General features: G+C 36.0%; 33 protein-coding genes and 1 tRNA gene. 20 read left to right on the forward strand and 14 right to left on the reverse strand.

Annotation, left to right across the window (positions count from 1 at the left end; translation table 11 throughout):
- Positions 1-196 precede the first annotated feature (196 nt).
- Together QZ276_RS10235 and QZ276_RS10240 are read right to left on the reverse strand one after the other, a co-directional pair.
- Positions 197-385, reverse strand: coding sequence for a hypothetical protein (locus tag QZ276_RS10235; protein ID WP_292487681.1), 189 nt, complete (start codon positions 383-385; stop codon positions 197-199).
- 159 nt (positions 386-544) lie between these two features.
- Positions 545-694, reverse strand: coding sequence for a hypothetical protein (locus QZ276_RS10240; RefSeq protein ID WP_292487683.1), 150 nt, complete (start codon positions 692-694; stop codon positions 545-547).
- Between the two features lie 195 nt (positions 695-889).
- Here QZ276_RS10240 and uppS point away from each other — a divergent pair, with 195 nt between their 5' ends.
- From uppS to engB, 4 genes are all read left to right on the forward strand, one after another.
- Positions 890-1549 carry a polyprenyl diphosphate synthase gene (gene uppS / locus QZ276_RS10245; RefSeq protein ID WP_292487686.1) on the forward strand — a complete coding sequence of 220 codons (660 nt, stop codon included), beginning with the start codon at positions 890-892 and terminating at the stop codon, positions 1547-1549.
- 142 nt (positions 1550-1691) lie between these two features.
- Entirely contained in the window at positions 1692-3281 is a 1590-nt protein-coding gene (locus tag QZ276_RS10250; RefSeq protein WP_292487688.1) for a hypothetical protein, read from the forward strand.
- Between the two features lie 18 nt (positions 3282-3299).
- Positions 3300-4676, forward strand: a complete 1377-nt coding sequence (locus QZ276_RS10255) for a BatD family protein (protein ID WP_292487690.1) — start codon at positions 3300-3302, stop codon at positions 4674-4676.
- 23 nt (positions 4677-4699) lie between these two features.
- A complete protein-coding gene (gene engB, locus QZ276_RS10260) occupies positions 4700-5329 on the forward strand; it encodes a GTP-binding protein EngB (RefSeq protein WP_292487692.1) in 630 nt (209 codons plus the stop codon).
- Between the two features lie 12 nt (positions 5330-5341).
- On the opposite strand, the gene QZ276_RS10265 is transcribed toward engB, so the two are convergent.
- The 3 genes from QZ276_RS10265 to QZ276_RS10275 are packed head-to-tail and all read right to left on the reverse strand — an operon-like array spanning position 5342 to position 7501.
- The gene (locus QZ276_RS10265; protein ID WP_292487694.1) at positions 5342-5959 is read right to left on the reverse strand and encodes a TatD family nuclease-associated radical SAM protein; all 618 of its coding nucleotides are present in this window, start codon (positions 5957-5959) and stop codon (positions 5342-5344) included.
- Position 5960: 1 nt separating this feature from the next.
- Positions 5961-6308, reverse strand: a complete 348-nt coding sequence (locus QZ276_RS10270) for a gamma-glutamylcyclotransferase (protein WP_292487696.1) — start codon at positions 6306-6308, stop codon at positions 5961-5963.
- Positions 6309-6310: 2 nt separating this feature from the next.
- Positions 6311-7501 (reverse strand): geranylgeranyl reductase family protein, encoded by a 1191-nt coding sequence (locus tag QZ276_RS10275; protein WP_292487699.1) that lies wholly within the window; start codon positions 7499-7501, stop codon positions 6311-6313.
- Between the two features lie 241 nt (positions 7502-7742).
- On the opposite strand from QZ276_RS10275, the gene QZ276_RS10280 reads away from it, so the two are divergent.
- From QZ276_RS10280 to QZ276_RS10310, 7 genes are all read left to right on the forward strand, one after another.
- Positions 7743-8033: a hypothetical protein gene (locus tag QZ276_RS10280; protein WP_292487701.1), complete on the forward strand. Its 291-nt coding sequence runs from the start codon at positions 7743-7745 to the stop codon at positions 8031-8033.
- Between the two features lie 143 nt (positions 8034-8176).
- Positions 8177-9457 carry a diaminopimelate decarboxylase gene (lysA, locus tag QZ276_RS10285; protein ID WP_292487703.1) on the forward strand — a complete coding sequence of 427 codons (1281 nt, stop codon included), beginning with the start codon at positions 8177-8179 and terminating at the stop codon, positions 9455-9457.
- A gap of 106 nt (positions 9458-9563) precedes the next feature.
- Positions 9564-10292 (forward strand): peptidylprolyl isomerase, encoded by a 729-nt coding sequence (locus tag QZ276_RS10290; RefSeq protein WP_292487705.1) that lies wholly within the window; start codon positions 9564-9566, stop codon positions 10290-10292.
- A gap of 95 nt (positions 10293-10387) precedes the next feature.
- A tRNA-Ser gene (locus QZ276_RS10295) sits at positions 10388-10476 on the forward strand.
- A gap of 128 nt (positions 10477-10604) precedes the next feature.
- Positions 10605-11573, forward strand: coding sequence for a methenyltetrahydromethanopterin cyclohydrolase (mch, locus tag QZ276_RS10300; protein WP_292487708.1), 969 nt, complete (start codon positions 10605-10607; stop codon positions 11571-11573).
- 96 nt (positions 11574-11669) lie between these two features.
- The gene (locus QZ276_RS10305) at positions 11670-12143 is read left to right on the forward strand and encodes a DUF2124 domain-containing protein (RefSeq protein ID WP_292487710.1); all 474 of its coding nucleotides are present in this window, start codon (positions 11670-11672) and stop codon (positions 12141-12143) included.
- Between the two features lie 81 nt (positions 12144-12224).
- On the forward strand, positions 12225-12590 hold the full coding sequence (locus QZ276_RS10310; RefSeq protein ID WP_292487712.1) for a carboxymuconolactone decarboxylase family protein: 366 nt from the start codon (positions 12225-12227) through the stop codon (positions 12588-12590).
- Between the two features lie 21 nt (positions 12591-12611).
- Here QZ276_RS10310 and QZ276_RS10315 read toward each other — a convergent pair whose 3' ends face one another.
- A complete protein-coding gene (locus QZ276_RS10315; protein ID WP_292487714.1) occupies positions 12612-13640 on the reverse strand; it encodes a class I SAM-dependent methyltransferase family protein in 1029 nt (342 codons plus the stop codon).
- A gap of 60 nt (positions 13641-13700) precedes the next feature.
- Between QZ276_RS10315 and QZ276_RS10320 the strand changes: the two genes are divergently transcribed.
- Together QZ276_RS10320 and QZ276_RS10325 are read left to right on the forward strand one after the other, a co-directional pair.
- On the forward strand, positions 13701-13970 hold the full coding sequence (locus QZ276_RS10320) for a helix-turn-helix transcriptional regulator (protein ID WP_292487717.1): 270 nt from the start codon (positions 13701-13703) through the stop codon (positions 13968-13970).
- Between the two features lie 36 nt (positions 13971-14006).
- Positions 14007-14444: a V4R domain-containing protein gene (locus QZ276_RS10325; RefSeq protein ID WP_292487721.1), complete on the forward strand. Its 438-nt coding sequence runs from the start codon at positions 14007-14009 to the stop codon at positions 14442-14444.
- A 2-nt stretch (positions 14445-14446) separates the two neighbouring features.
- Here QZ276_RS10325 and QZ276_RS10330 read toward each other — a convergent pair whose 3' ends face one another.
- The 8 genes from QZ276_RS10330 to QZ276_RS10365 all read right to left on the reverse strand — a co-directional run bounded on the left by QZ276_RS10330 (position 14447) and on the right by QZ276_RS10365 (position 21417).
- On the reverse strand, positions 14447-15136 hold the full coding sequence (locus tag QZ276_RS10330; RefSeq protein WP_292487724.1) for a DUF2110 family protein: 690 nt from the start codon (positions 15134-15136) through the stop codon (positions 14447-14449).
- 11 nt (positions 15137-15147) lie between these two features.
- Complete coding sequence (locus QZ276_RS10335) at positions 15148-15750, reverse strand: MarR family winged helix-turn-helix transcriptional regulator (RefSeq protein ID WP_292487726.1); 603 nt, start codon at positions 15748-15750, stop codon at positions 15148-15150.
- 77 nt (positions 15751-15827) lie between these two features.
- Positions 15828-16997, reverse strand: a complete 1170-nt coding sequence (locus tag QZ276_RS10340) for a tRNA (guanine(10)-N(2))-dimethyltransferase (protein ID WP_292487729.1) — start codon at positions 16995-16997, stop codon at positions 15828-15830.
- A 23-nt stretch (positions 16998-17020) separates the two neighbouring features.
- Positions 17021-17509 carry a cupredoxin domain-containing protein gene (locus QZ276_RS10345; RefSeq protein WP_292487731.1) on the reverse strand — a complete coding sequence of 163 codons (489 nt, stop codon included), beginning with the start codon at positions 17507-17509 and terminating at the stop codon, positions 17021-17023.
- A 54-nt stretch (positions 17510-17563) separates the two neighbouring features.
- The gene (locus tag QZ276_RS10350; RefSeq protein WP_292487734.1) at positions 17564-18610 is read right to left on the reverse strand and encodes an MBL fold metallo-hydrolase; all 1047 of its coding nucleotides are present in this window, start codon (positions 18608-18610) and stop codon (positions 17564-17566) included.
- Between the two features lie 13 nt (positions 18611-18623).
- Entirely contained in the window at positions 18624-19856 is a 1233-nt protein-coding gene (locus QZ276_RS10355) for an MgtC/SapB family protein (protein WP_292487737.1), read from the reverse strand.
- 97 nt (positions 19857-19953) lie between these two features.
- Positions 19954-20601 carry a metallophosphoesterase gene (locus QZ276_RS10360; protein WP_292487740.1) on the reverse strand — a complete coding sequence of 216 codons (648 nt, stop codon included), beginning with the start codon at positions 20599-20601 and terminating at the stop codon, positions 19954-19956.
- Between the two features lie 87 nt (positions 20602-20688).
- The gene (locus tag QZ276_RS10365; protein WP_292487742.1) at positions 20689-21417 is read right to left on the reverse strand and encodes a PP2C family serine/threonine-protein phosphatase; all 729 of its coding nucleotides are present in this window, start codon (positions 21415-21417) and stop codon (positions 20689-20691) included.
- 120 nt (positions 21418-21537) lie between these two features.
- On the opposite strand from QZ276_RS10365, the gene QZ276_RS10370 reads away from it, so the two are divergent.
- From QZ276_RS10370 to QZ276_RS10400, 7 genes are all read left to right on the forward strand, one after another.
- Entirely contained in the window at positions 21538-21798 is a 261-nt protein-coding gene (locus QZ276_RS10370; protein ID WP_292487755.1) for an MM0924 family protein, read from the forward strand.
- Between the two features lie 110 nt (positions 21799-21908).
- Positions 21909-22508, forward strand: a complete 600-nt coding sequence (gene trmY / locus QZ276_RS10375; RefSeq protein ID WP_292487745.1) for a tRNA (pseudouridine(54)-N(1))-methyltransferase TrmY — start codon at positions 21909-21911, stop codon at positions 22506-22508.
- Between the two features lie 67 nt (positions 22509-22575).
- A complete protein-coding gene (locus QZ276_RS10380; RefSeq protein WP_292487746.1) occupies positions 22576-23868 on the forward strand; it encodes a tRNA pseudouridine(54/55) synthase Pus10 in 1293 nt (430 codons plus the stop codon).
- Positions 23869-23882: 14 nt separating this feature from the next.
- The gene (locus QZ276_RS10385; RefSeq protein WP_013195037.1) at positions 23883-24179 is read left to right on the forward strand and encodes a 50S ribosomal protein L21e; all 297 of its coding nucleotides are present in this window, start codon (positions 23883-23885) and stop codon (positions 24177-24179) included.
- A 138-nt stretch (positions 24180-24317) separates the two neighbouring features.
- The gene (locus tag QZ276_RS10390) at positions 24318-24677 is read left to right on the forward strand and encodes an RNA polymerase Rpb4 family protein (RefSeq protein WP_292487750.1); all 360 of its coding nucleotides are present in this window, start codon (positions 24318-24320) and stop codon (positions 24675-24677) included.
- A gap of 74 nt (positions 24678-24751) precedes the next feature.
- The gene (locus QZ276_RS10395; protein WP_292487753.1) at positions 24752-25354 is read left to right on the forward strand and encodes a DUF655 domain-containing protein; all 603 of its coding nucleotides are present in this window, start codon (positions 24752-24754) and stop codon (positions 25352-25354) included.
- Between the two features lie 407 nt (positions 25355-25761).
- Positions 25762-25962 (forward strand): PAS domain S-box protein (locus QZ276_RS10400; RefSeq protein WP_292487757.1); only part of this gene is annotated, 201 nt, incomplete at its 3' end.

Raw genomic sequence — 25962 nt, forward strand, 5'->3', positions numbered from 1 at the left:
CGTGAAAGCCAACGGTTTCTAACCGTCTCCTTAAATCAAAGATTAAAAAATATCTATAAATTTCGTTTAAAGAGTGATGAAACAACCCCGTGTAGATGTTAGACCAAATCATATATCCAACAACTACAACTAAAAAATTTAATCCAAAGTGCTGACTTAATACCCCCAAGTTCAAATAGATGGGCTGACAGTTGTCCTAATCCTGAAGTGGTGATTTGCTTTTCTCCAGATTGTAGACATTTGATTTTGACATATTATTTTCCTGATTATCTGATTCGCACCATTTGAGATACTCGCATTTACCCAATTGATTGTAAATTATACATTCCCTGCAATATCGTTGCTTATTATATTTGGAATACCCCAGTTTTTCTATTTTACACATATACATACCCCTTATAGTCTGGACAAACGTGGATTTACTGAAGTCAATCCTCCACAATTTCGGTAGCGATAGGAACCAACCACTTGTTTTTTAAGTTGAAATTTACGTATTATACAAATTTGTTCAATCTGATTATACATTAAACTCCTTCAAAACTGGTTATTTAGCCTGAAGTCCACCGACCATAAACTGATATAGTTCAAGTTCTTCTGAATTTATAATTTCAGTGAAACCACTGCTGTTAATGATTGTTTTACTGGATTTATTACCTGTATATTTACAGGTTGCTTTGTTTTGTTTAATATCCATATTTGTTATCTCCTTTTCTTGAATGACAACCACTCCCAACCCCACTATATTTTCATCTCATTTTATATCTATTAATTTTCAGTATAATATATATAGATTATGAATTTAGAATATATTTATCTATATAAAATATATAGCCTAAAAAAGTTAATTTTAAAAACTAATTTGTCATATTTTATATGGGGAGTTAAATAGATGAGGATACCAAAACACATAGGAGTCATCCCTGATGGAAACAGGAGATGGGCTCTAAAAAGAGGATTATCTAAAGAAAAAGGATATGACTATGGAGTCGATCCAGGTATCGAATTAATACGCCTCTGTAAAAATATGGGTGTAGAAGAATTAACCTTCTATGGATTTACAATGGACAATACCAAAAGAACATCTGAACAGACTAAAGCCTTCACCAATGCATGTATACAAGCAGCAAATGGTGCTATCGATGAAGGGTCACAGTTTCTGATAGTCGGTGATACTGAATCCCCAATGTTTCCTGAAAAATTGATACCATACACCAGCAGAAAAACCTTTGGAGACGGAAATCTAAAAGTCAACCTGCTGGTAAATTATGGATGGCAATGGGATTTAAAAGGACTTAAAAATCCGGACAACAAAAATAAATCCACAAATAATAAAAAAGATATAATAGATAAGATTAACTCAAAAGAAATATCCAGGATTGATCTTATTATTCGGTGGGGAGGTAGAAGGCGTTTGAGCGGATTTTTACCTGTACAATCGGTATATTCGGATTTTTATGTTGTAGACAATTACTGGCCAGATTTTAAACCCAAACATCTTAATGATGCTATCGATTGGTATGATAAACAGGATATTACACTTGGTGGGTGAACTATTTTTTAATACAATTTATATATAAGACCTATAAAAAATAAAATATATAATGAGTGATAAATAATTAAAACATACTTAAGAGATTATAATATAAATATAAAATTTTAATTGGTTAAAAGAAAATATACGAGATGTCAGTATGGCAAAAAAAACGATATTCATACTTCTAATTCTTATATTTGGTTTCTGTTCATCAGCCACCGCCTACACTCTTGATGATGTTAATTGGGTGAATAAAAAAACAAATACTCTCCATTGGGGAGATTCAACAAACTACAATGATTATGTAATAACAGCAAAGGATTTTGATTATAAAGAAAGCGGAAAAAAATACGTATCCATCGAAATTACAAAAAATGGTGAAAGAAAAAAACTGGGAGCACTTACAGTTGGAGAATCTCTAAGCTATCGCGATAAAAGTGGAGGGGATGATGTACGGGTCTATATAAAAAAAATAAAAACTAATGTCAATGACTGGACAGGTAATATGGAAGACCCTAAAGCAAAAATCCAGATACAAAAAAGAGGTCTTCCAAATTTGAAAATACATATTAATACAGAAAAAGACACCTATGACCCCAAAAAATCCTCCAATCCTTCTAAAATAACTGCTGAACTAAAAGTTGAAAATAAAGGTAATGCCGAAATTGACGATGTTGAATTAAACATTGATACCGGTGGGTTTGAACTTGTAGAGGGGGAACTCAACCACAAAATCGAATCAATTGAAAAAGGTAAAACATCACAGACTTTTACTGTTAAACTGGATGTTCCCCTTCTGTGGGATAAAAAATCATTTGACATTTCTGCTGATGCTAACGGTTATGATACAAACAACGACAATTTCAGTGATACCGAATCAAAATCAATCACCATCAAGAAAAAATGGAATTTGATTGTTACAAAAACTGTAACTGATGAAATATACATGACAGATACCGCCTATGTGCTTGTAAATGTTAGAAATGATGGTCTCTGTGAACTGAATAATATAAACGTAAACAATCCAGTCACCGATAAACTGGAACTTGGAAACAACATCACCCGTAACAAAACAATTTCACTTGAACCAGATGAAACTACCAAAAAACTGTATAGTTACTCATTGCAACCTTTAGAACCCGGTAAATATAAACTACCCACTGCATCTGCAAGTTTCAAAGCGCCCAATTCGAAAAAATATGAAACTACATCGGACATACCCCAGATTAAAATTAATGGCCCCTATCTCGTATTCAATAAAATAGTAAATACCACAGGTATAGTTCCCGGCGGAAATGCAAAAATTACCGTTGAAATAAAAAACACTGGTAACAAAAATACCCATGTCAACGTTTCTGACACAGATTTACCATCAAATGTTGAATTTGTTAAAGGAGCAAGACATTTTAAAGATGTGGTAAAGTCCGGTAATTCTAAGAGTTTTAGTTATACTGTTAAATTTAATAATGAAGGTCATGTGAAATTACCTGCTGCAACATTGACATTTATAGATATGGATGGATACAGCGGAAAGAAAACTTCCAACCGTCCAGAAATGTGGGTAAATACATCCGCAAATTCTGAAAAACAGACAGATAATTCAGGCAGTTCTGGTGGTAGTACCTCTGGCTCAACCAACCAGAAGAAAGATGAGTCAGAACCGGTTAAACAACCCGGATTCACAGGTTTGCTGACTATTGGAATGTTTACATGTGTTTATTTCCTTTATAGAAAACAAAGTAAATAAAAAACGAAGGATGATTTTATGAATTTTTATAGGATTCAACCGATAATATTGTTATTGATAGCATCAATAGCCTTTACAGGTGTAGCTTGCGCAGATGATGGAAACACGACAAATGAAACTAATGTGAGTGAATGGACTCATAAAGGCAATTATACACTCTATTGGGGAGACACTATAAAAGTTAGCGGATATGATATCCAAGTTGAAGATTTTTCCAAAGCTTCTGAATTCAGTGATATTAAACATGTAGTCATATCAGTCAAAAACAGCACTACTTCTTGGAGGTCTATACTTTCTGTAAACAATACTACTATTCAGCCCAAAGTGGATTATAACAACAATACCGCTTCTGAAGTTTTCAATGGGTCACTTAAAATAAATTCTTTTGATATTGTGAACAACGAAAGCGTTTCAACTCCTTATACAAAAATCGGAGTATATAAAGCAAAAAACCCAGAGGAATTAAAAACTTTCAGAAAGATAAACAAAACATGGATTAACACCACACTTGAAGTTAAAAAATGGGGAGGAAAGGATGTATATATCAATGAACGTGCTCGTATAACATTACAAATTGAAAATTTAAAAGATATTGATTTTGAAAATATAGAAATAAATGAAAGTTTGCCAAATCATTTTGTTGTAGACCCTGATAAAAATGTAAATATTTCCATGGATCTGGACGGGAAAAGCACCAAACAGTTCAGCTACCATATCAAGTCTCTTAAAGCTGGTGAATTCAAACTACCACCTACCCATATAGCTCTTACTCATCTGGGCATAACCTACCATAAAAACATAACAGAATATGAACCGATACATAACAATACTACTAAACCTTCATGGATAACTGTTCATGGTCCAAAACTTAACATTACAAAAACAATAGATGCCACCAAAGATTTAAAAGTTGATGATGTAGTAAATATAACAGTAGATGTTCACAACACAGGTGACCGTTCAGCAACGGTTAATATTGAAGACCGGTTACCAGCAAAAGCAGAACTTATTGAGGGTAATATTAAAGACAGCTTGATTTTACATCCTTCACAGAAACGTACTTTAGATTATTCTATAAAGATGAAAGATAAGGGTAATGTAATAGTTCCTGCGGCAAGTGCAGAATTTATAGACCAAAAAAGATACAGTGACACAGTACGGACTGAAAGGTTTATGTTAAATGTTGGAGATGTGCCTGTACAAAAATCAGATGAACTCGAAAGTATCGGTGGAAAAACTAAGAATACTACTAATACATCTGACAGCAAGGTAAAGGAACAGAACCAGACTGAAAAAGGAATATTTGAACAGATAAAATCACTTCCAAACAATGCATATAACCAAATGAAATCAATAGGTGACAGAATAAACGAGTTCATAAGTTCTTTTATATAAAATACTGAAAATTAAAAACCATCATGAAAAAAGGGAAAAAGGATAATTTTGAAAATATCAATCTGGAAATTGTTTTTGCAGGCAGGTCAAATGTAGGTAAATCTTCATTCATCCGTGAACTTACCGGTAAAAAGCTAAGAGTAGGTAAACGTCCGGGTGTCACATTAAAACCGTACAGCATCTGCTATTCTGATATGCTGGTAACCGATATGCCCGGATTCGGATTTATGAGCGGGGTCAAAGACCGGAAAAAAGATATTGTCCACGACAAGATTGTCCGCTACTTTGAAAACAATGCAAAAAGGATAAAATTTGCTGTGCTTATTGTAGATGGTCCAGCATTTATAGATATAGCTGATAGATGGGATGCAAGAGACGAAATTCCTATCGATATTGAAATGTTTGAATTTTTAAATGAACTGAATATCGACACTATTGTTGCAATAAACAAAATTGATAAAATAAAATCCAAAGACTATGAACAGACAATGAATGGTATTGCTGAAAGGCTCGGTATGAGTCCCCCATGGAAACAATGGACAGATATTATCGCTCCTGTAAGTGTTAAAAATGGTGATATACAATCAGCAAGGAACCTTATTAAAAACCGTTTGCATGAGGCAAAACGCGATGACCTTCTAAAATACATATAATTTTATTATATTTCAACGTACATGGAAGTCCGCACTCATATTATCGGCAATACGCTTACATTTTTCAATATCGATTTCTGTAAAACCCACTACTGTCATTCTGGTACGTATACCTAAATTTACGGCTTTTTCTGTAAAATCAAGCATTGACTGATAAGCATTTTTATATCTAGGCTGGCAAAGTCTATTGTATATATCCTCGGATTCGGCATTAAGACTTATTGAAACCGAATCAAGACCTGCATCTCTCAATTCTTTAACTACATCCCTGTTAGGATATAGCAATTGTGCATGTCCATTTGTATCCAGTCTTACATAGGTACCATGACCTTTAAGCCACCGGATTAAAAATAGCATATCATCCAGACGGACTGTAGGTTCTCCAAAACCTGTAAAAACTATTTCCCGATATTTTAAGAAATTATTTTTTTCAAGTGCCTGCTTAATTTCCTCAACTGATGGTTCATATAAAAGACGCAGGTTGTACCCGTAAACTCCGTCCGATAGGTCTCGTACACAGAACACACACCTTGCAGTACATCGGTTTGTTATATTCAAATACAGGTTTCCGTGTGCTGTATAACAGATTGTCCCTTGTTTAGAGGTATTACTGTAAGAATTGACTGGCATATTAGCATATCCAATTTCCGCTTTCAACTATATCATACTTGTTCTCAAAAGCGTCTGGTATCTGTACAAGGAAATACATATACGCAATCATGTTATTATCAAGCCGGACTTCGTCCCTACAGAACCATACACCTTCAAACTCATCTATCGATACAAGTGTTTTAGAATACACATCATAGACCTCTCCATAAATCTTTGATGTGTTGCCCTCCACTACCCCCGGAAAAATACCAAAATCAAGCATTGTATATTCGTCAACTGTAGATGCAGAAGATATAAAATCAGCATTATTTAAAAGATTAGAATTCACACATCCAGATTTTAGTGTTCCATATACAAATACATACATAATTACATTGACCCCTGATTCATTTTTAAAAGTGTTTTTTTTACAACATCAGGTAACTGACCACACTGGATGGCTTTCATATGTTCCGGTGATGTATGCCTAATAGCTTTTGACATCATGTAATCAGAACGCATAAGTCTGTCCATGAGTTTTCTTATATACACTGCAGTCCTTATTTCCATACCCATCTGAGCTTTCCAGCGTTTTTCATATTCAGCAAGCTCACATTTACCATCTATGGATTCAGAAGCAGTTTCACCTGCAACTTTTCCAGCAACCATTGCTGTAGGTATTCCGCCTCCATTGGTAGCTATAATGTGACCTGCTGCATCTCCTGCGATAAGGGTATTGTCAGCTACCGTGTATTTAGGAGCTCCCCCTACTGGAACTATACCTGAAACTACTGAAACCACTGAACCCTTCTTTAATTTTTCACTTGCTATCGGATGCTCATACATAAATTTGTTAAGATAATCCCTTGCACACATGCCTTTTTTAAATAAAGTCTCTCTTATACCAACCCCAATATTTGCTGTATCACCTCCCTGGGATATTATCCATGCGTATCCACCGGGTACATAATCCTTACCAAAATACATTTCAACTGCGTTTCTGTCCACATCAACACCGCTTACTTCGTATTCAAAAGCAGTACCAATAGACATCGGGTCGTATTCACGGGACAAACCTTTACTCATTGCAACGGTTGAATTTGGACCATCTGCACCTATGATTATATCTGCATCAGTTGTAAAACTGCCAAAAACCCCCTCAAGTTCCAGCGTTGAACCATTAATTTCTGTTACTGTTGTTCCCGGCATAACCTGTACACCGGATTTTGCAGCTTCTTTTGCAAGATATTTATCAAAACGTCGCCTATCTATTGCATCTGCTGTAACATCAAATTGTTTTGAACAGCCATCCGGTGCTATAAAACGTTGGCAACTTGTTGTGGTGTGGATACATTCTGAAGGATATTCTTCAAGAGTGTAGGGTAATTCAGCATTTGGAACCAGTTCTCTTAATGTTTCATAATGAGGTAAAAATCCACCACATTGTAAAGGTGTGCCTATATCTTTTTTCCTGTCTATTAAAAGGACTGATTTGCCATTTCTGGCCGCATAATTGGCCGCTGTTGACCCTGCTGGTCCTGCACCCACAACAATTATGTCATACGATTTTTCAGGTATCATTGAACTCGAGATTTTATTGTTAATCTATCTTATAAATGTCTACTTGTATTTTAACGGTTTTATAAAAAACAAAGTTTCCGAAATTATAAATCTGGTTAATATAAACACCTGTTTTGGGATTAAATAACGTGGGGGTTATAGTATAGATTTAACAAATAAAGACAAAATTAGGATTGCAAATATTTGCCTTTCACATTTTCTTCCGGATGACAGTACAAACACTGATTTACAGATTACAAACTTGCTTGAAAATGAATTTACAGACAGTGACCGGATTAAATTCAGAGAACAAACGATAAAAAGGAATAAAAACACCAGATTAAATAAAAAAAGACTTTCTGAAAAACATCATGTTACAATGAATATGGTTGCTGAAAAAGATGGAAACATGCTCAAAGTCATATGTTATTTTATTGTTGTTGAAGGAAAGCGCACAGTAGAAGTGATAATAATCGGATACTACAGAACGGATTTGGTGAAAAACAAATTCCAGTTACGCAATATCAATTTTTATCCAATCTGGAAAAACTAAAACATTTCCAATAAACTATTTTTTTCCTGAAAAACCAATAGTTTCTGGCATTTTTCTACAATTTAATTTATAGCAAAACTAATATTATTAAAATTGCATTAAGACCTTAGGTTATTGAATGATAATAAAATGAGGTATAAAATATGTTTACAATAAAAAACCATCTGGAAATAGAAAACAGTAGACTTACCATAGGTGGTGTTGACGCTTCAAACCTTGTTAATGAATACGGCTCACCGATTTATGTTACAAACGAACAGAGAATAAGAGATAATTTCAGAAGATACAAAAAAGCTTTCCCTGATGCAGACCTATTTTATGCAGCCAAAGCCAATGGCAATCTTACCATCCTCAAAATACTGGCTGAAGAAGGTGCAGGTGCAGATGTTTTTTCTGATGGCGAACTTTATACAGCCCTGCTTGCCGGAATTCCTCGTGATAAAATACTTTTTAATGGTAACTCCAAATCAGACAGAGAATTATTGATGGCAGTCCAGACCGGTGTAAGGGTGTCTGTTGATTCCTTTGATGAATTGAACACACTTTCATCAATTGCAAAGAATGAGGGCAAAATTGTTGACATTGCATTTAGGGTTAATCCTGATGTTTCCCCAAAAACCCATCCCAAGATATCTACAGGTCTTAAAACATCCAAATTCGGAATACCTCACGAAGAGGTTGTAAGTGCATACAAACAGTCTCTTGATAAACCCGGTGTAAATCCAGTAGGAATCCATTGTCACATCGGATCCCAGATACTTGAAGTAGAACCTTTCGCCGAAACTGTAAACAAAATGATGGATCTTGTAGAGCAGATATCAAGGCTGGGTGTAGAGTTTGAATTTGTGGATATTGGTTCGGGTCTCGGGATTCCTTATGAGAAAAACATAGAAGTACCTACACCAAAAGACCTTGCGGATTGTATAGTTCCAATTTTCAATGAAAGGTGCGAAGCAGAAGGAATAAAACCAAAACTTGTTCTTGAACCTGGACGTTATCTGGTTGGAGACTCTACTATACTTCTTACCAGTGTAAATACTATGAAAAATGCTGCGAAAAAATTTGTTGGTGTCGATGCCGGATTTAACACCATGATAAGACCCGTGATGTATGATGCCTATCACCACGCAGTAGTAGCCAACAAGGCAGATAAAAACGCAGAAGACACCTATACTATAGTTGGACCTATATGTGAAACAGGAGACATCATGGCAACTGACCGTGAATTACCAGAAATAGAGAAAGGAGATGTGATTGCATTTCTGGATGTAGGTGGCTACGGATTTTCAATGAGTTCCCAGTATAATGGCAGAACAAGATGTGCAGAGCTACTTGTTAACAATGGTGATGTCGATATTATAAGAAAAGCCGAAACCTACGCAGACCTGCTTGCCAATCAGGAAGTTCCATCAAGGTTCTTGTAATCTTTAGTGGGAATTATTCCAAAAAGTTATTAAATGCATATGTATATTGCAGAGAAGATAGATATTGTAAATATAATAATAACCAGTATTAACCGAGTTGATTAATTTGACAATAAAGGAAGGAGACTTCATAAAACTATCATATACCGGAAAACTTGAAGACGGCATCGTGTTTGACACCACTGATGAAAACGTTGCAAAAGAAAACGGTATATACAATGAACAGGGAATGTATGGCGGAGATGTTGTTGTAGCCGGTGCAGGTCACACAATAAAAGGACTGGATGAAGAATTGATTGGAAAAGAAGAAGGAGACTCCGGTACAATAGAAATTCCTCCCGAAAAAGCATTTGGAGAACATGACCCTAAACTTGTAGAATCCCATTCAATAACAAAGTTGCAAGACCGTAATGCTTATCCAGGAATGGAAGTACAGATTGACAACAGGAAAGGCGTTGTTTCAAGGGTTATCGGTCGTAGGGTCCGTGTCGATTTCAACCATCCTCTGGCAGGAAAAACTGTCACCTATGATTATTCCATAGATAAAAAAATAGAAGACGATGATGAAAAACTGCAGGGTCTTCTTGCACTCTACACTGGAATGCCAGAAATGGATGCAAAAATAGAAAACAATACTGCTATAATTAATATTCCTAACGAGCTTACTTTCAACCAGAGATGGTTGATGGTCAAAGGCAGAATTGCAAGCGAACTGATGCAACATCTTGGCATTGAGGAAATCCAGTACGTGGAAAAATATCCTCCTGAATCCAGCAAAACCGAAGAATCCGAATCTGAAGAAACAGTGGCAGAAACTGAATCCAGCGGAGAATAAATTCTCTGCTGATTTATTTTATCAGTTTCTCTTACAATACCATTTTCAATCAAAACCCTTTTATGATATAAACTGTCATTTACGTCCGCAAATAAGCCGAGGTGGCAGAGTGGACTAAAGCGCCGGTCTTGAGAATCGGTGGTGCTGACGCACCTCGGGAGTTCGAATCTCCCCCTCGGCGCCATTTTTATTCTTTTTCTGCTTACATCAAAATAATAGTTCTCATTATCATTTATCCTTTCAAAAAAAATCGGCAATTATATATGCTCCTCTACCTAATTCCAATGAAAACAAATTGGAAAAGGTGATAATGTGATAAGCGTTAACGAGAAAGGACTGTATATAATCGATGAAATGCTTGACTGGGAAGAAGAGTTAAAAATAGAATCCAAAGAACTTGAAAATGGTGCTACTATCATTGACTGTGGTGTCAATGTAGAAGGTGGATACGATGCAGGCATGTATTTATCAAGGCTCTGTGTTGCTGACCTTGCAGAATTGACATACACAAAATTCGACCTTGATGGTGTCACTGTACCTGCGATAAAAGTAGCCACTGACCAGCCAACTATTGCATGTATGGCATCCCAATACGCAGGATGGATGATTTCTGTCGGCGATTATTTCGGCATGGGTTCAGGTCCTGCAAGAGCACTCGGACTCAAACCAAAGAGCCTTTATGAAGAAATCGGATACAAAGACGACATAGAAGTAGCTGTCCTTGTACTGGAATCAAGCACACTTCCTGATGAAGAAGTAGTTGAATACATAGCAAAACACTGCGGTGTTGAAACAGATAATGTCTACATTGCTGTAGCACCAACCTCCTCTATAGCAGGCTCTGTCCAGGTATCTGCACGTGTGGTCGAAACAGGCATCCACAAACTTGAATCAGTAGGATTCGATATAAACAAAATAAAAAGTGGTTTCGGTGTTGCACCCATTGCACCCGTAGTTGGTGGAGACACAAAATGCATGGGATCAACAAACGACTGCGTTATTTACTGTGGAGAAACATATTATACCGTTGAATACGGCAGTGACAATGTAGAAGAACTCGAGGATTTTGTAAAGAAAACACCATCTGCAAACTCCAGAGATTATGGCAAACCGTTCTATGATACATTCAAGGAAGCAAACTTTGACTTTTACAAGATAGATGCAAACATGTTTGCACCTGCAAAAATCACTGTCAATGACCTGACCAACAAAAAGACTGTGACAAGTGGACGAATAAATCCAGGTATACTTCTGGATTCCTTTGGCGTCAAAAATCTCTAACTGTTAGTTAATAATTGCTAACAGATTATTTGTAATCTTTATCCAGATTGTACAACCTCCTTGATGGTTGTACATTTTTTATTAAAGGGGGATTATATGGAAGTCTTAAAAACCACTAAGGGTATAGGTGGCCAACTTACAGGGTTCAGGGAATTAGTTAAAAATTCGAACAAAATAACATTTATCGGTTCACCGGGTTTCTGTACACCTTTTGCAGAACTGCTTGCATTCGTTATCAGGGAAACGGGAAAAGAAATGGCTTTTATACCCGGATTAAAATATGAAAATGCAAAATCCGTAATAGCTACAGAGGACGGTATGCAACTCAGTGATAAAACAGACCCAAGTGCGGATACTGTAGTATTACTGGGCGGGCTTGCAATGCCGAAAATGGGTATCGACCCTGCAGACGTTAATGACATAATAACAAAACTACAGGAAAATTCTGAAAACAAAATGATAATTGGTATATGTTTCCAATCGGTTTTCCAGGAACAAGAATGGGATAGTTATATTGATTTTGATTACATCATTGATTCAGACCTGACAAACAACACAATAAAATTATAACCAATATAATAATAACAGCAAATCAGTTATAACAACAAACCATTATATTTTATACAATAAATCTACTCATCAGTGATACATATGGAAAAAAGCACAAAAGATGAAATACAAGAAGTAAAGGGATTTCTTCCAAAAGCAATTAAATTCGCAGACGAAATAAATGAAGATTTTGCAGAAGGTATAGCAGAATTCTATCAGGCAATATGGGACGAAAGGGAAAACGGATTGTCCATGAAAGAAAAGCATATACTTGTATTCACAGTTGCCTGTGCCTCCAACAACGTGGAAAGTGCATCCAAAATACTTGAAAGACTCAAAAAATTCGGAGCAACCCGTACCGAAATCTACGATGCCATGATGATGGCTGCCTGGACTGGTGGAATACAGAATTTTACAAACGTAAGCAGTGAATTAATTGATAAAATGAACAAACTGGGTTTTGAATAAAACCAGTACTTATTTTATTTTTTATTTGGGTTTGTATATATAAGCATCGACTACTACATGATAAACTCCAGGTGAATATTTTTTAATCGTGCGATGTCCACAGATTTGTGCTGTTCTTCCAAATTCTGAAGCAACATTTTTTATCCTTGAAACTGGTCTTTCATAAAGACGGTTTTCAGGAACTGTTTCATGATAATGAAGCATACCACCAGACTCTTTGAGCGCTTTTATTCCGTATTTTAAATAATAGTGTGTTGTTCTAACATAACCCATCAAAACCCGGTCTGCTGTATTCTCTGGAGTATATAGACTGCAATCACCACAAACAGGAATTACTGTACCATCAACACGGTTTAGGTTTATGTTTTCCTGTAAATATTTAAAGGATATCGGATTTATCTCAATAGAAATGAGTTTTTTGGGTTTAGAATGCACTGCCATTGGTATGGAAAAATACCCTATTCCTGAAAACATGTCCACAACCAGTTCATCTTCTCCAAGTTTGCTCATCCGCTGGCGCTCATCCAGATTCCCTTTTGAATACATTATGTCTGCTACATCCAGTTTGAAGTAACATTGGTTTTCTTTGTGTATGGTTTCGGTTTCATTTCCGATAATAAGTTTTCTTTTGGGTCTTCTAAACTGTCCCTCTATACCAAAATCTTCTACTACCGACCTACATTTTGGATACATTTCAAGAAGTGTATAAGCAATTGTTTTTTTTCTGTGTTCAAGTTCTTCAGGTATTCTCACAATAATTAGATTACCCAAAACCTGCCAACCTGTTGGAAGATGTTGAATTTCAGTTTCTGGTACATATCCGCTAAGCTTTTCTTTTAGGGAACTGGTTACTGGTTTATAATACTCTGGTTCATCCTGTTCAATAACCTTGTAACCGTCCACATCATCATTAACCGGGATTTCGAGGTATTTGTCAGGATATTTTTTGCTTCTTTTGATTTTCCTGGATCTGTCAAGTAAACATTTTTCAGAAAGATAACAACGGATATATTCAACCTTCTCTTTTGGTATAAGGATTGCTTTATTCATAAATACCTCATTCGAACAATTGCGAACTTTTATATAGAGTGTAAATTATTTATTATTACGATGAATTATGGGAATCGTACAACTCTCTTTTCAAACGGAGACGGATTTGTTGCATTAAATACCCCGGTAAAAATTAAAGTTTTGGAATTACTCGAATCAGGTCCAAAATCCTTTGATGAAATCGTTAGGTGTACAAATAAAGCAAAATCTACGATATCTGTACATCTCAACGACCTGCGGCAGTACAATCTCATAAAAGAAACATCTGATGATAATGATAAACGCAAAAAAAACTATCATCTAAACTGCCAACTTATTGCATCTTCTTAGCAACCACTGGCCAAACACTATAATAATGTCTTACAGGTGTTTGGGTCTGCATTACCTGATGACCGCCGGTTTTTAAAACATGTATTTCAGGCTTTAAGATTTGGGTTCGAGTCGCATGGTATCGATTATGAACCTGTCATTAAAAATATTGGTAAAGACATAGGAACAAATCTGTCCGATAGTTTTGAATCAAACAATTTAAAAGATTTGCTTGATGAAATTGCGGTTTTCTGGAGTAAAAATGGACTGGGTGAAATCAATATAAACAATATTAACCCGCTTGAGATTGTTATTAATGACTGTTTTGAATGTTGTTCTGTGCCATCTGTTGATAAAAAACTATGTTCTTTCAGTGCGGGTCTATTGGAGGGTATTATTACCGGCAATTCAGGAATAGGGGGCACTATAAAAGAAACTGAATGTCAGGGCAATGGTCATAATCACTGCATGTACAAAATGATAAACCGATATTAAAATTATCCGTTACCTACAACTACACCAAGATCAGATATTAAAAGTTTACCTATTTCTGCAACTATCCCCGGACCATCTGTATCCTCACGACATACTATTGCATGTTCCATCACACCCAGACGTTCAATCCCATATATATCCTTGCCGTGACCTTTCTTTTTAATAGCTGATTTTAATTCCGAACGGGTTGCTGAATTTGCTATAACTCTATCTGTACTGGACTTTTTCCAGTCCCACCACATATCAATCTGTTTCTTTGTAAAGCGTGCTTTTGGATATTCCGAATTGTCTGTAACATCAACTGATACCGGTAAATAGGGTATAATCCCGAATCTGGATGCAATCTGTTCTACATTACCTGTACCTAGAGGCTTCAAATGGCTTTGTGGAATTGATAATTCTATACCTACATTAACTAGTATCCTGTCAGATTTAATTGACTGGATATATCCCTTGTATTCTTTACCGGGTTCAACTTTATCAACTGGAGTTTTATATTCACTCAAAAGATAATTTGCAGAAAATTCCTCATCTTCACCGGAAAGATCCACCTGAACCCAACCTTCTGGAGTAGCGGATACATCTACGGATACCTCCAGTTCTTTAAGGTCATTATAAATCATATTTTTTATAGAATGAATCGCACGCTCAGTATTTCTATATATTTGAAGAAGCAGTATTACAGACCTCATGGCTAATCCTTTTATTGATTTTGATTGATAATATTATCCAGACGCTGTCTTGTATCATTTAATGTTATAATTGCTATATCATCTACTGGATTCTGGGATGATTCTATCTGGTCTTCAAGTTTTTTAATATCCCTTTTAAAGGGTCCCAATTTGCGAGCTATAGCTTCATTATCTTCATTATTATTGGATAATTCTTCATAAATATTTTCTATTTTCAAACGCAGGCTCACTACTTTGCTGTTTATGGATTGATCTTTCTGATTCTCGGATTCTTCACTGGATTGTGATTCACCATTTTGAAAAGTAGTTGAAATGTTGCTGTCTGGACTATTTTCTTCAGTTTCATTTTCAAGTTTAAGGATTAAATTTTTCAGGGCGTTTACAACATCCATACCTCTGTCTGTAAGTTCTACATATTTAACACGTCCATCCATCTTAAACTGCACGAGTCCGCAATCTTCCATTTTGGACAGGATTTTGGTTGTATGAGCAAAAGTAGAATTGATTTCCTTTGTAATTACAGATGCATAGGTTCTTTCAAATGACCATATCGCAAGCAAAGCCAGTGTTGGTTTTTCCTGTAAGAACAGATTTTCTGCATGTTTTTCAGCCATAATGCACTCCTTAATAATATTAAAAATTGTACTTAATGTGTCTATTATATAATTTATTATATATTATTTTCTATACGTTATTTGGAAAACGATGAATGTACAATATCATTGATAACATCGATTCCAGCATCGGTTTTAAAAGATGTACCACTAAAATGTGTTCTTGAGGCACTATAACCGTTTCCTATGAGTAAATCAATTAACCTGTTCATGGATATAGCAGAAACACCCTGACGTTTACAGATAAGGTGCAAATCATAATAAGTAGGATATTCAAGCTCGTCCCTACAAAGTGTAATTATTTTTCTGGTGTTTTCTCTTTTATTTAACTGATGGTTATCAATTTCCTGTAATATTTCGTTGCAGAAGTCGGTTTCATGAAGAGAACCAAGCCACAAAGGTCCTCCAATACTAGTCTTGTTTCCGCATAAAGGACAGTTATTATCTATACTGACAGCGAGTCCATATACAGTTTTTCTGAAACCGCACTTATCACAGTGGGATATAAAACCCATGTGTTTAAGGGCATCATCAGCCCTTTTAGCCCCTTTTTTAACCTGTAGATATGTACGTATATAATGCCGAGTTGCATGAGATAAAAGCGGTATCATTGCTTTATCATATTTTGCAAATTCCCGTGCCACTTTCCCAAGAAGTATTCGTACACCCATTTCCCTGTGGTATTCATTGTTAAGGGGTACTGCTGAATATTTTCTGATTCCTGATTTTAAGTGAGCTCCACATAAAGGCGCTGTATCTGTAGCTGTTATTTCGAGTAAATGTCTGCTAGAAAAAATTGCAGATTCCAGATATGGTACAGGTGTCCCAAAGGGGTCAAGGTCTACTATATCATATCTGTTTTCGAATAAGAGTACATTGGCATTTTTGGAAAAAACAGTTGTCAGGTCTGAAACATCGTTTAGCTCTGCGTTTTTTAGAATTAGTTTATATGCTTCCTCGTTCCAATCGTTTAATGTAGTGTCTAAACCTATCTCATTTGATACCCTGATTCCCCGGGCACCAGATGCAGCAAGTGCATCTGCATATGTTACATCAGAAGGAGCTAATCCATACTTTGCAGACAACCTTTGTGAATAAACAGCATTTGCAACTACTGTAATATCCCTGTTCAATTCCATTTCAGGGTTATAAAAAACAGATGCAGAGGATGGAGGGAACGATGCATCCTGTGGTGGTTCGGGAATCCATATTTTTGTCAACCCTTCTGTGACATTATTATAACTCATCTGAAATTAATCAATATTAGGTTTTATTTTACTGTAATGGTTCCGCTCATCCTCTGTGAAAATGGTCTGACACTGAAATTGTATGTACCTGTTTCATTGAAAGTGTATTTGAACGTTTGTCTGTAAACTATAGTGGTGTTTTCCCAAAGTCTATCTTCACTTACAAGTGTAAACGGTCTTTTCGGGTCAGTCTGGAAATTTTGCCAGACCACAGTGTCACCTTTGTTAATTTCAACTTCTGAAGGCAATGACGCATAACTCTGTAATCTTATCAATACAGATTCTGGTTTTTTAGCCGGTGTCTCATTTGCAGTTTCATTGACATCAGGTGTTACATTAACATCTGTATCATTATCTTCAGGAGGAGTCATGTTGTTTTTTGAATTATTATCAACCGGTGGCGAATCCCCATCTGTTTCATTATCATCCGGAACAACTTCTCCATTTTCCACACATCCTGCAAGAATAAGAGGTATTAAAACCAGTATTATAGCAATGAATTTAGGTATCATATTTTACTCCAAAATATTAATGATTTTGAAAATTAATAACTTTATTGATTAAGTTTATTTATTTTTCTCCAGTATAGGTATATCACCGTTATATTCAGCCGCTGTAAGAAGTTGTACATTTCTTTTCTTAGCGGCCTCCCATACGCTGGATGTATGCTCTTTGTAAGATGAATCACGTAGAAGGTGGTGGTCATATATCATTATATCAAGGTCGCAGTTTTCAATTATATCCACCGCATTATCCACACTGCGCTTTAAATCTACATTACTTAACATATATCCAAGAAGATATGTTGCAGGTCCATCAAGTATTAATATATCTGGATTTTCATTGATTATCCATTGTGCATAGTCTTCTATAATCGGTCCCTGTAAATCCGAAGTATAGAGCAACTTGATATTGCGGTATTCTACAATTGTAGATATTAGCCATCCTGTCTTTGAATATTCTACACCGTGGAATAACGGCTCACTGAACTTTACTCTTGTATCACCTTTCTGAAAACCGCTACCGTCTGCAAAATTGACAGCATCAGATTTCACATTTATCCAGTTTGTTTTAGACCATTGACTACTTAATTTTGAAAACCATTTATTACCTTTTAAAATCAAATCCTCATTTGCCTGCTGACCACTGTAATTTTTGTTCTTTAAAATTTCAAGTTCATCGAAGGGATCTTTGAAACTGGTTTTTTTAGGTTTGGTATACTGTATCCGGTATTTTTTGATTTTACCCAGCCATTTCAGAAACTTTCTTGCACGTTCCCATTGTGAATAATTAATCCATTGATTGGGGTCTTTTACCCAGAGGTTTTTGCCTTGATAGAGATACCTGGAGTTATCATCAACCATTAGATGGTCGTAGTGATAGTGGCTTATAACAACATGTTCTGCATGTTTTGAAGCTTTCATAACACTTTCTTTTGCCTGATTAAGATAATCCGATTTAGCAAACTCAGAAATCGGAAAAGTTTTGTGCATTATTGCAGCACCTGGGTCGATTATTAAACTCGTATCTGGTGTTGTTACCAGTGTACAGGTAGATTTTGCTCCCATTGAATCAAACCATACCGGTTTAAATTTAATATAACTGTTATACATAAGTTATCCCTGTTTAGAATGTAAAACCTGATACCCGCAGATAAACAGCCCATATTACAAGTGCAACAAACCCCACTATCACAAGTAAAACATAAGTATACTTGGATATATCAAACAACTGCTTTGTACCTGAAAGATTAATAAGGATATTTTTGTTCAATGTACTGATAATACTTGCTATTACAGCAGTTTCTGCTGCTGTTGTAAATGATATACCTCCGTTAACGGCAAGTGTGGTTACAGAAACAGTTACCGCCGCACTGCTGACAAGACCACCGATAGCAGTTGCATAAATTCCTGTTGTTCCTGCAATATCATTTGCAAATTTGGCCACTATTAACAGTATCGTAAACCCTGCACCGAATTTAAAAGCCGGACCCAGTGCAAAAGGTGAATTTAATTCAAGATTTTCATCCACGGATTTGATATTTTTTCTTTTTGATAATGTTGTAAATGAAGATACACCAATTATAGCAAGATGGGGCGGTAACATTAACAATGCAGTCCTTCCACTTGGGTCAACTATAACCGCTATTATTATGTTTCTTACAAGCATTGCTGTATTGGATAGCAGAATACCTATATAACTAACATCTAATAAAGCAGGTTTATGTTTTGCTATTGAAGCAAATGCTCCAGCTGAAGCTTCACTATTGACAAATCCGCTTAAAATACCTGAATAATAAACACCTCCATGAGTTCCGAATTTTTTCAGAAATACATAACTGATAAAACTGATTGCTGACACGAGTACAACTATTAAAATTGCAGATTTCAGGTTCAATACACCAAAAATAGGCTGATCGGGTACAAGTGGATACAAGATAAATGCCACTGCCAGAAAATGGACAGCACTTAAAATGTCGTCTTCTGAAAGATTTTCCGCGAAAGAGTGAAGCGGTTTTTTCTCAATAAGTAAAAATGTAATTACTACCGCACCAACTATTGCAAAAAGGAAGTATTCTTTAGCAACCAGTATACCAAGTATATATGTACTAAAAAGTGCTATCGGACTGGTAAAACCGTACTGGTTGAAAATGATGTTTTTTGCATAGGCCAAAAAGATACATAGTAGTGCAAAAAAAGAAGTTGTAATAAGCAAAAATTCTAAACCAACAACCTCTGCTACATATATTGAAAGCATTCCGGTTATACTGGTTATAGCAAATGTACGTATACCTGCAAATACCTCACGGTATTTTCTTCGATGTTCACGTTCGATTCCCACAAGTATTCCTATTAACAACGAAAGAAAAAGTTTCTGGAGAAAATCCAGTAACTGTGGGTCGATAGCAAAATCCTGTATCCATTCCGTAGTAAATTTACCTCCTGATTGTGCATACTTATGCCTTTATAATCTGAACATCTATTTTAGGGGTGTTTTTCTTGTTTATATCAATCAATGCACCATAACCATCAGAAGCCATACCAGGATTTACTATAACTGACTTTCCATGTTCCATTACACCCCTTGCCTCATGGATATGACCGCAAACAACAAGATCCACTTTGTCCATGAATTTTACAATTGATTTGCAACCCACATTTCCTGCAGAAACCTCATCCAGTGTGCAATATGGTGGTGCATGTGTAAGTAATACTGTGATATTACCAGATTCTTCTGCACCGTTTAAAAGACTCTCCAGGTGCTTTTCAATTTCTTCTTCTTCGAGTTCAAAGGGTGTATTAAATGGTGTAGGATTTGAACCTCCAAAACCGATGAAAGTTACATCATCTCTGGTTACAGAGGTATTGTGAAGATTCACATCCAGCCTGTCAAGTAAATCAGGAAGAGATATAGGGTCACAGTTACCTGGTACTGCCAGCACCGGTGCTTCAAACATGCTAACCAATTCTTCAGCTTTTTCATCAGGTCCAAAATTTGTCAGGTCTCCAGCAATCAATACAAGGTCTATATCCCCTGATTTTTGCAAAAGTGGTTCTATTTTTGAATAATTCCCATGAGGGTCAGTAATTGTAAGTATTTTCATAATTCCACACTCTTTATTTTTGGTACACTACAAACAGTTAGAAGGTCTTAAGGTATTTTTGCAGTTAAGAAGCCATATTATATAATTTCAGGGTTTGTATACAACAATTGTAACATTATCTGTGGTTGTTTCAAGAGATTTTTCATACAGGTATTTAACGATTTCAGAAGGTTTTTGAGATACTACACTTTCAACCAGCACAGATTCACCAACATGGTCATGTAACCCGTCACTGCTTAAAACAAGTATTTCTTCTTCATCGATCTCTGTTTCATATGCATCAACATTAAATTGGTTTCCCATTGAGTGGGTTACAATATGGCTCATCGGATGATATCTGGCAGTTTCCTCATCTATCATACCCCGATCAAGGAGTCTCTGCACCATTGAATGGTCTTTTGTTCTGAATTTTATACCAGTTCCTACCACAGTGGCTCTACTATCACCTGTATTTGCTATTATTGCTTTGTTACTCCTCACAAACGCGGAAACAAGTGTTGTCCCCATCCCCTGTTTATCACCTACAGATGCCTGAATAACCTCATCATTGATACGTTCATGGCAATTACAAAGCAAATCTTTTATCTGTTCATCATCCATATCTTCTGAATACTGTTCCTTGAAAAACTCTTCCAGTTTCATAACTGCTATACCTGACGCTACATCTCCTGCTGCATGTCCTCCAAGACCGTCTGCTGCTGCAAGAAGATAAGCATCATCAATTTTCATCATCATGCAATTGTCTTCGTTATGGTCTCTGTTTCCAGCATCTGTAATTCCGGAAACATTACCATCAAGTGTTGTCAGATTATCCATATGTGCACCCTCTGTTATTATAGTTAGTTTGTGTAATATCTTTTATTGTGCTTTTACATAAATTTATAACAACTGAAAGCATACAAATCTATTAAAGGAGGGAGTGCCACGGAATCGTTTATAAAAGACAACCTCATGAATAAAAAGGTTGATATCTATTGTGGAGGACCCGATTATTTTAGAGGTAAGATAGTTGACTGTACCGATGGTGTAATTACTCTTGAATGGAATATAAAAGAAATAGGATATGAACACGTAATCCCCCAGACAGTAACAAAATACGATATAAGCCCCAGTGAATGGGAGATAAAAGAGGAAGGATACACATATATAATGGTAGATAAAATTCTGGCAATCTGGGAAGTAGACCAGCAGGATTAAACCGGCTAAGCAATCAGTTTTAAATATAAAAATATACTCTACTGCAAAACAAGTAAAACACAATATTGCTTAAAAACAAAACTGAGTTAACTGGCTTAGTGAGGATACATATGCGAGATTTTATAATAATAGGCCATAAAGCGTCAACATCAAGCGACTTTTCACTTAATGATTTACCAGGTTCTGCAGGACGAATGGATATATTATGCAGATGTATAAATTCTGCATTCTTCCTTTCCCATGACATCAGAAATGATGTACAGGTTCACCTTTTGTTGTTGGGAGAACCTGAACCGGGTAAAATCATACGTTTCAACGGTGAAAATATAAAACATCTGAATCCTGACGAAAGAAGCAGTGCCGCATTAATAAAAAAGGCACTTGAAAAAGATGCAGGAGAATCTGAAATCCAGTCTACACCCGGTGTATGGATACGCCAGGGCAGTATCGAGACTTTAATAAATGAATTTTATAATCAGGGTAGAACCCTTGCCTACCTTCGTGAAGGTGGGGATGATATAAGAACTACTGCAGGTTCATTAAATGATGCGGTTTTTTTCTTGGGAGACCACATTGGAGTTACAGAGGAAGAAGAAGAGATGATAATAAACGCTGGTGCAAAATTAATATCCGTTTCACCTTATTCTATCCATGCTGACCACTGTATACTAATCCTGAACAACGAACTTGACAGAACGCTTGAAAAATAAAACATATGCATCATACCAAGATTAATAAAATTACAACGTGTCAAGAACCTATTTTAAAGTGACCTATATGAACCTTATAGAAATTGCCAGAAAAATAATCCAGGAAGGAACTATCTGTGACCACTGTCTCGGACGACAATTTGCGAAACTGTCAACAGGTCTGGGGAATTATGAACGCGGAAAATCAATAAAAACCTATCTTACCATGGAAGGGGACCGCCTGCTTAAAGATGAAAATGATGACAGCCTGTTGAAAGAGCTTGCACCAATCAGTCCAATAGCCAGAAGATTGACAGATATAGAACCAGAAAATGAAACATGCTGGGTATGTCTCGGACTTTTCGATAATCTGGAACAGTGGGCAGAGCGTGCTGTTTCGGAAATGGATGCTTTTGAATACGATAATTTCCTTGTTGGCACCAAAATGAGCGGACTTTTAAGTGAAAATGAAGAAATTTTATGGACTGAATCCGGAACTACCTATGCAGAACAATTAAAGTCAGAACTAAACCGTGAGATAGGAAAACGTATCAACGTGATGACAGGAAAAGAAGTAGGATTCGAAAACCCCGACATCGTGGTAATGCTTGACCTCACAAAAGAAGACGTTTTGCTCGAGGTTCGTTCTGTTTACATATACGGTCGCTACCGCAAACATGTTCGAGGCATACCCCAAACAAGGTGGCCCTGCCGCAGTTGCAGAGGAAAAGGATGTCAAGCATGCGAATACACCGGAAAGCAATACAAGGAATCTGTTGATGAACTTATCAGTAAACAGGTGATTAATAAACTCCAGTGCATCGATACTAAATTCCATGGGTCAGGACGTGAAGATATTGATGCCCTTATGCTTGGTGATGGGAGACCCTTTGTAATCGAGGCTGTAAGACCCACATATCGACATTTTGATATCAATAAACTGGAAAATGATATTAATGAATACACCAACGGAAAAGTAGAAGTTACAGACCTACAAAACGTATCCAGAGATTTGATTGAAACTCTGAAATCATCTAACGCGGATAAAGTTTATAAACTTAAAGTTACATTCAAAGAGCCAGTTTCAGAGGAAAAACTTAAATCAGCCATTAACAATCTTAAAGGAGTAGATATTGAACAAAGAACTCCTCAACGTGTTTCACACCGACGAGGCGATTTGGTTCGAAAACGTCGTGTATATGATATAGAATTATCCGAATTAACCGATAGTCATGCAGTAATCACCGTAAATTGTGAAGGCGGGCTTTATGTAAAGGAACTGATTTCTGGTGATAACAGACGTACTGAACCAAATCTGTCAAATATAATCGGCACACAGGCTGATGTTACAGAACTTGATGTTATCAACGTTAATCTATAAAAAGGAGGAAAATTATGCCAAAATCAGAAGGTGAAAGATGCTCCACACGAAGTAAACTAAGAAAAAGTGTGCGTGAGAAAGGACTTTCTCCAGTGAGCAAAGCAATACAAAAATTTGAAAATGGACAGATGGTCCATATCGATATAGACCCCAGTGTCCAGAAAGGCATGCCAAACCCCAGATTCCAGGGTAAAACAGGAAAAGTTATAGGACAACGTGGAAGAGCTTACCTGTTGCAAGTAAGAGATATGGATTCGTTAAAACAGGTTATATCTCTGCCAGAACATCTAAAACCACAGAAGCAGAATTAAATGTATTATTTACTTTTAGGTAAATAATATCTTTTTATATCAACAGATATATTTATCTGATAGGTAATCAATCTGGTAGTAATTAGTCCAGATTAGGTTAAATCTATCCGAATTTAAATTTTAACAGAGTGTATCTCAATGATAGTCAAAGAAGTCCTGGATGAAGAGTTAATGACACTGGCTGAAGTAAAAGAAAGCCTCAATGAAATCATGGAAGAGCGTAGTGAGCGTGGGGAAGAACTTGGGTACGAACTAAGAAAATCAATAAACCATGCTGAAATTTTTTCAAAAATAAGCGCGGAAAAATCAAGGGAACTGGTTAACAATCTCCTAGAACTGGAGAAAATGAAACCAGAAATAGCTGTCAAAATAGCTGATATTCTGCCAGAAACAAGGGATGAATTAAGAGCTATATATTCAAAGGAGAGATACACTTTATCAGAACAGGAACTTGATGATATTTTAAATACTGTCAACGAGTCTCTGGAACAAAGCTAAACATTAACACTCATAAAATCCTTATAGGGATATTGAGTGGTATATACAAGATGTAGAGTTACCGGTGGGTATATATGAAAAAAAGGGGAAAACCGAAACAAAAAGAAGATTATGCATGGGTTCTTGATTATTTGCCCTATGGAAACCCTAACGATACCAGACCTGCTCATCAGAAAAAACCCCTTTTGCAGGGAGTGGGCGACAGGTACTTTGTATTGATGGAAATGGTTCCCAAAGAAGGTGTTTCCCCGGAAATACAGTCCCGTGTCTATATTGGCGATGGTGAACGAAAGATTGTTGACCACGTCAAACACAGAATAAGTTATGATGACTTAAGTCATGGCGCACAGCTTGAACTTCCTTATATACTTGAAAATACTGTACAGGAGCAGGAAGACAGGTTTGTCAAATTCTTTAATGATGCCCACCCAATAACCACCAGACTTCATATGCTTGAACTTCTACCGGGTATTGGCAAAAAACTGATGTGGGCAATAATTGATGAAAAGAAAAAAGGTAACTTCAAGGATTTTACCGATTTACACAACAGAGTCAGTGGAGTCCATCATCCGGTAAGGATTATTGCAAAGCGTATTGAAGAAGAATTAAAGGATGATAATATCAAATATCGGTTATTTACAGCCGAACCACACCATCCAAAAAAGAAAGAAGAATAATCTTTACGTTAAAACTTATTATCGGCCAATTCCGATATTTTTACCTTTTAAGTTAAAATATCCAGCAAAATGGATTCGATTTTTTAACCACCCATTTTTTGATATAATTACCAGATATTTTTAAATTAGACGCAGAATTTATCTAATTTTATAAAAAATAGAGAATTAATTTATAAGGAAGTTGGTTAAAGATATTTTTTATGAAAACTTTTTTATTAAAAATTTTCTTTATCCATTAGATTGGATAACATGCCAGATGAAAAAGGTGACCAGCAATATAATGATTTTTTTAACCTTTTTAATAGTATGAATGATGCTGCTTTTGTTCATGACCTGAAAGGTAATTTTTTAGAAATTAATGATACTGCTGCTTTAAGATTGGGGATTCTAAAGATGAGTTGCTTTCAATGGGACCTCAAAACATTGATTCTCCTGAATATGCAGAAAAAGTCGCGGACAAAATTAAAAAAATAAACAAACACCAGGAATTAACATTTGAATCTGTTCATGTAACAAAAAATGGTGAAAGAATTCCTGTTGAAATCAATTCCAAAATTATCCATTACAGAAACCAGTTTGCAATATTGAGTATAGCACGTGATATTACA

The sequence above is a fragment of the Methanohalobium sp. genome (assembly GCF_018609725.1).
Taxonomy (GTDB): domain Archaea; phylum Halobacteriota; class Methanosarcinia; order Methanosarcinales; family Methanosarcinaceae; genus Methanohalobium.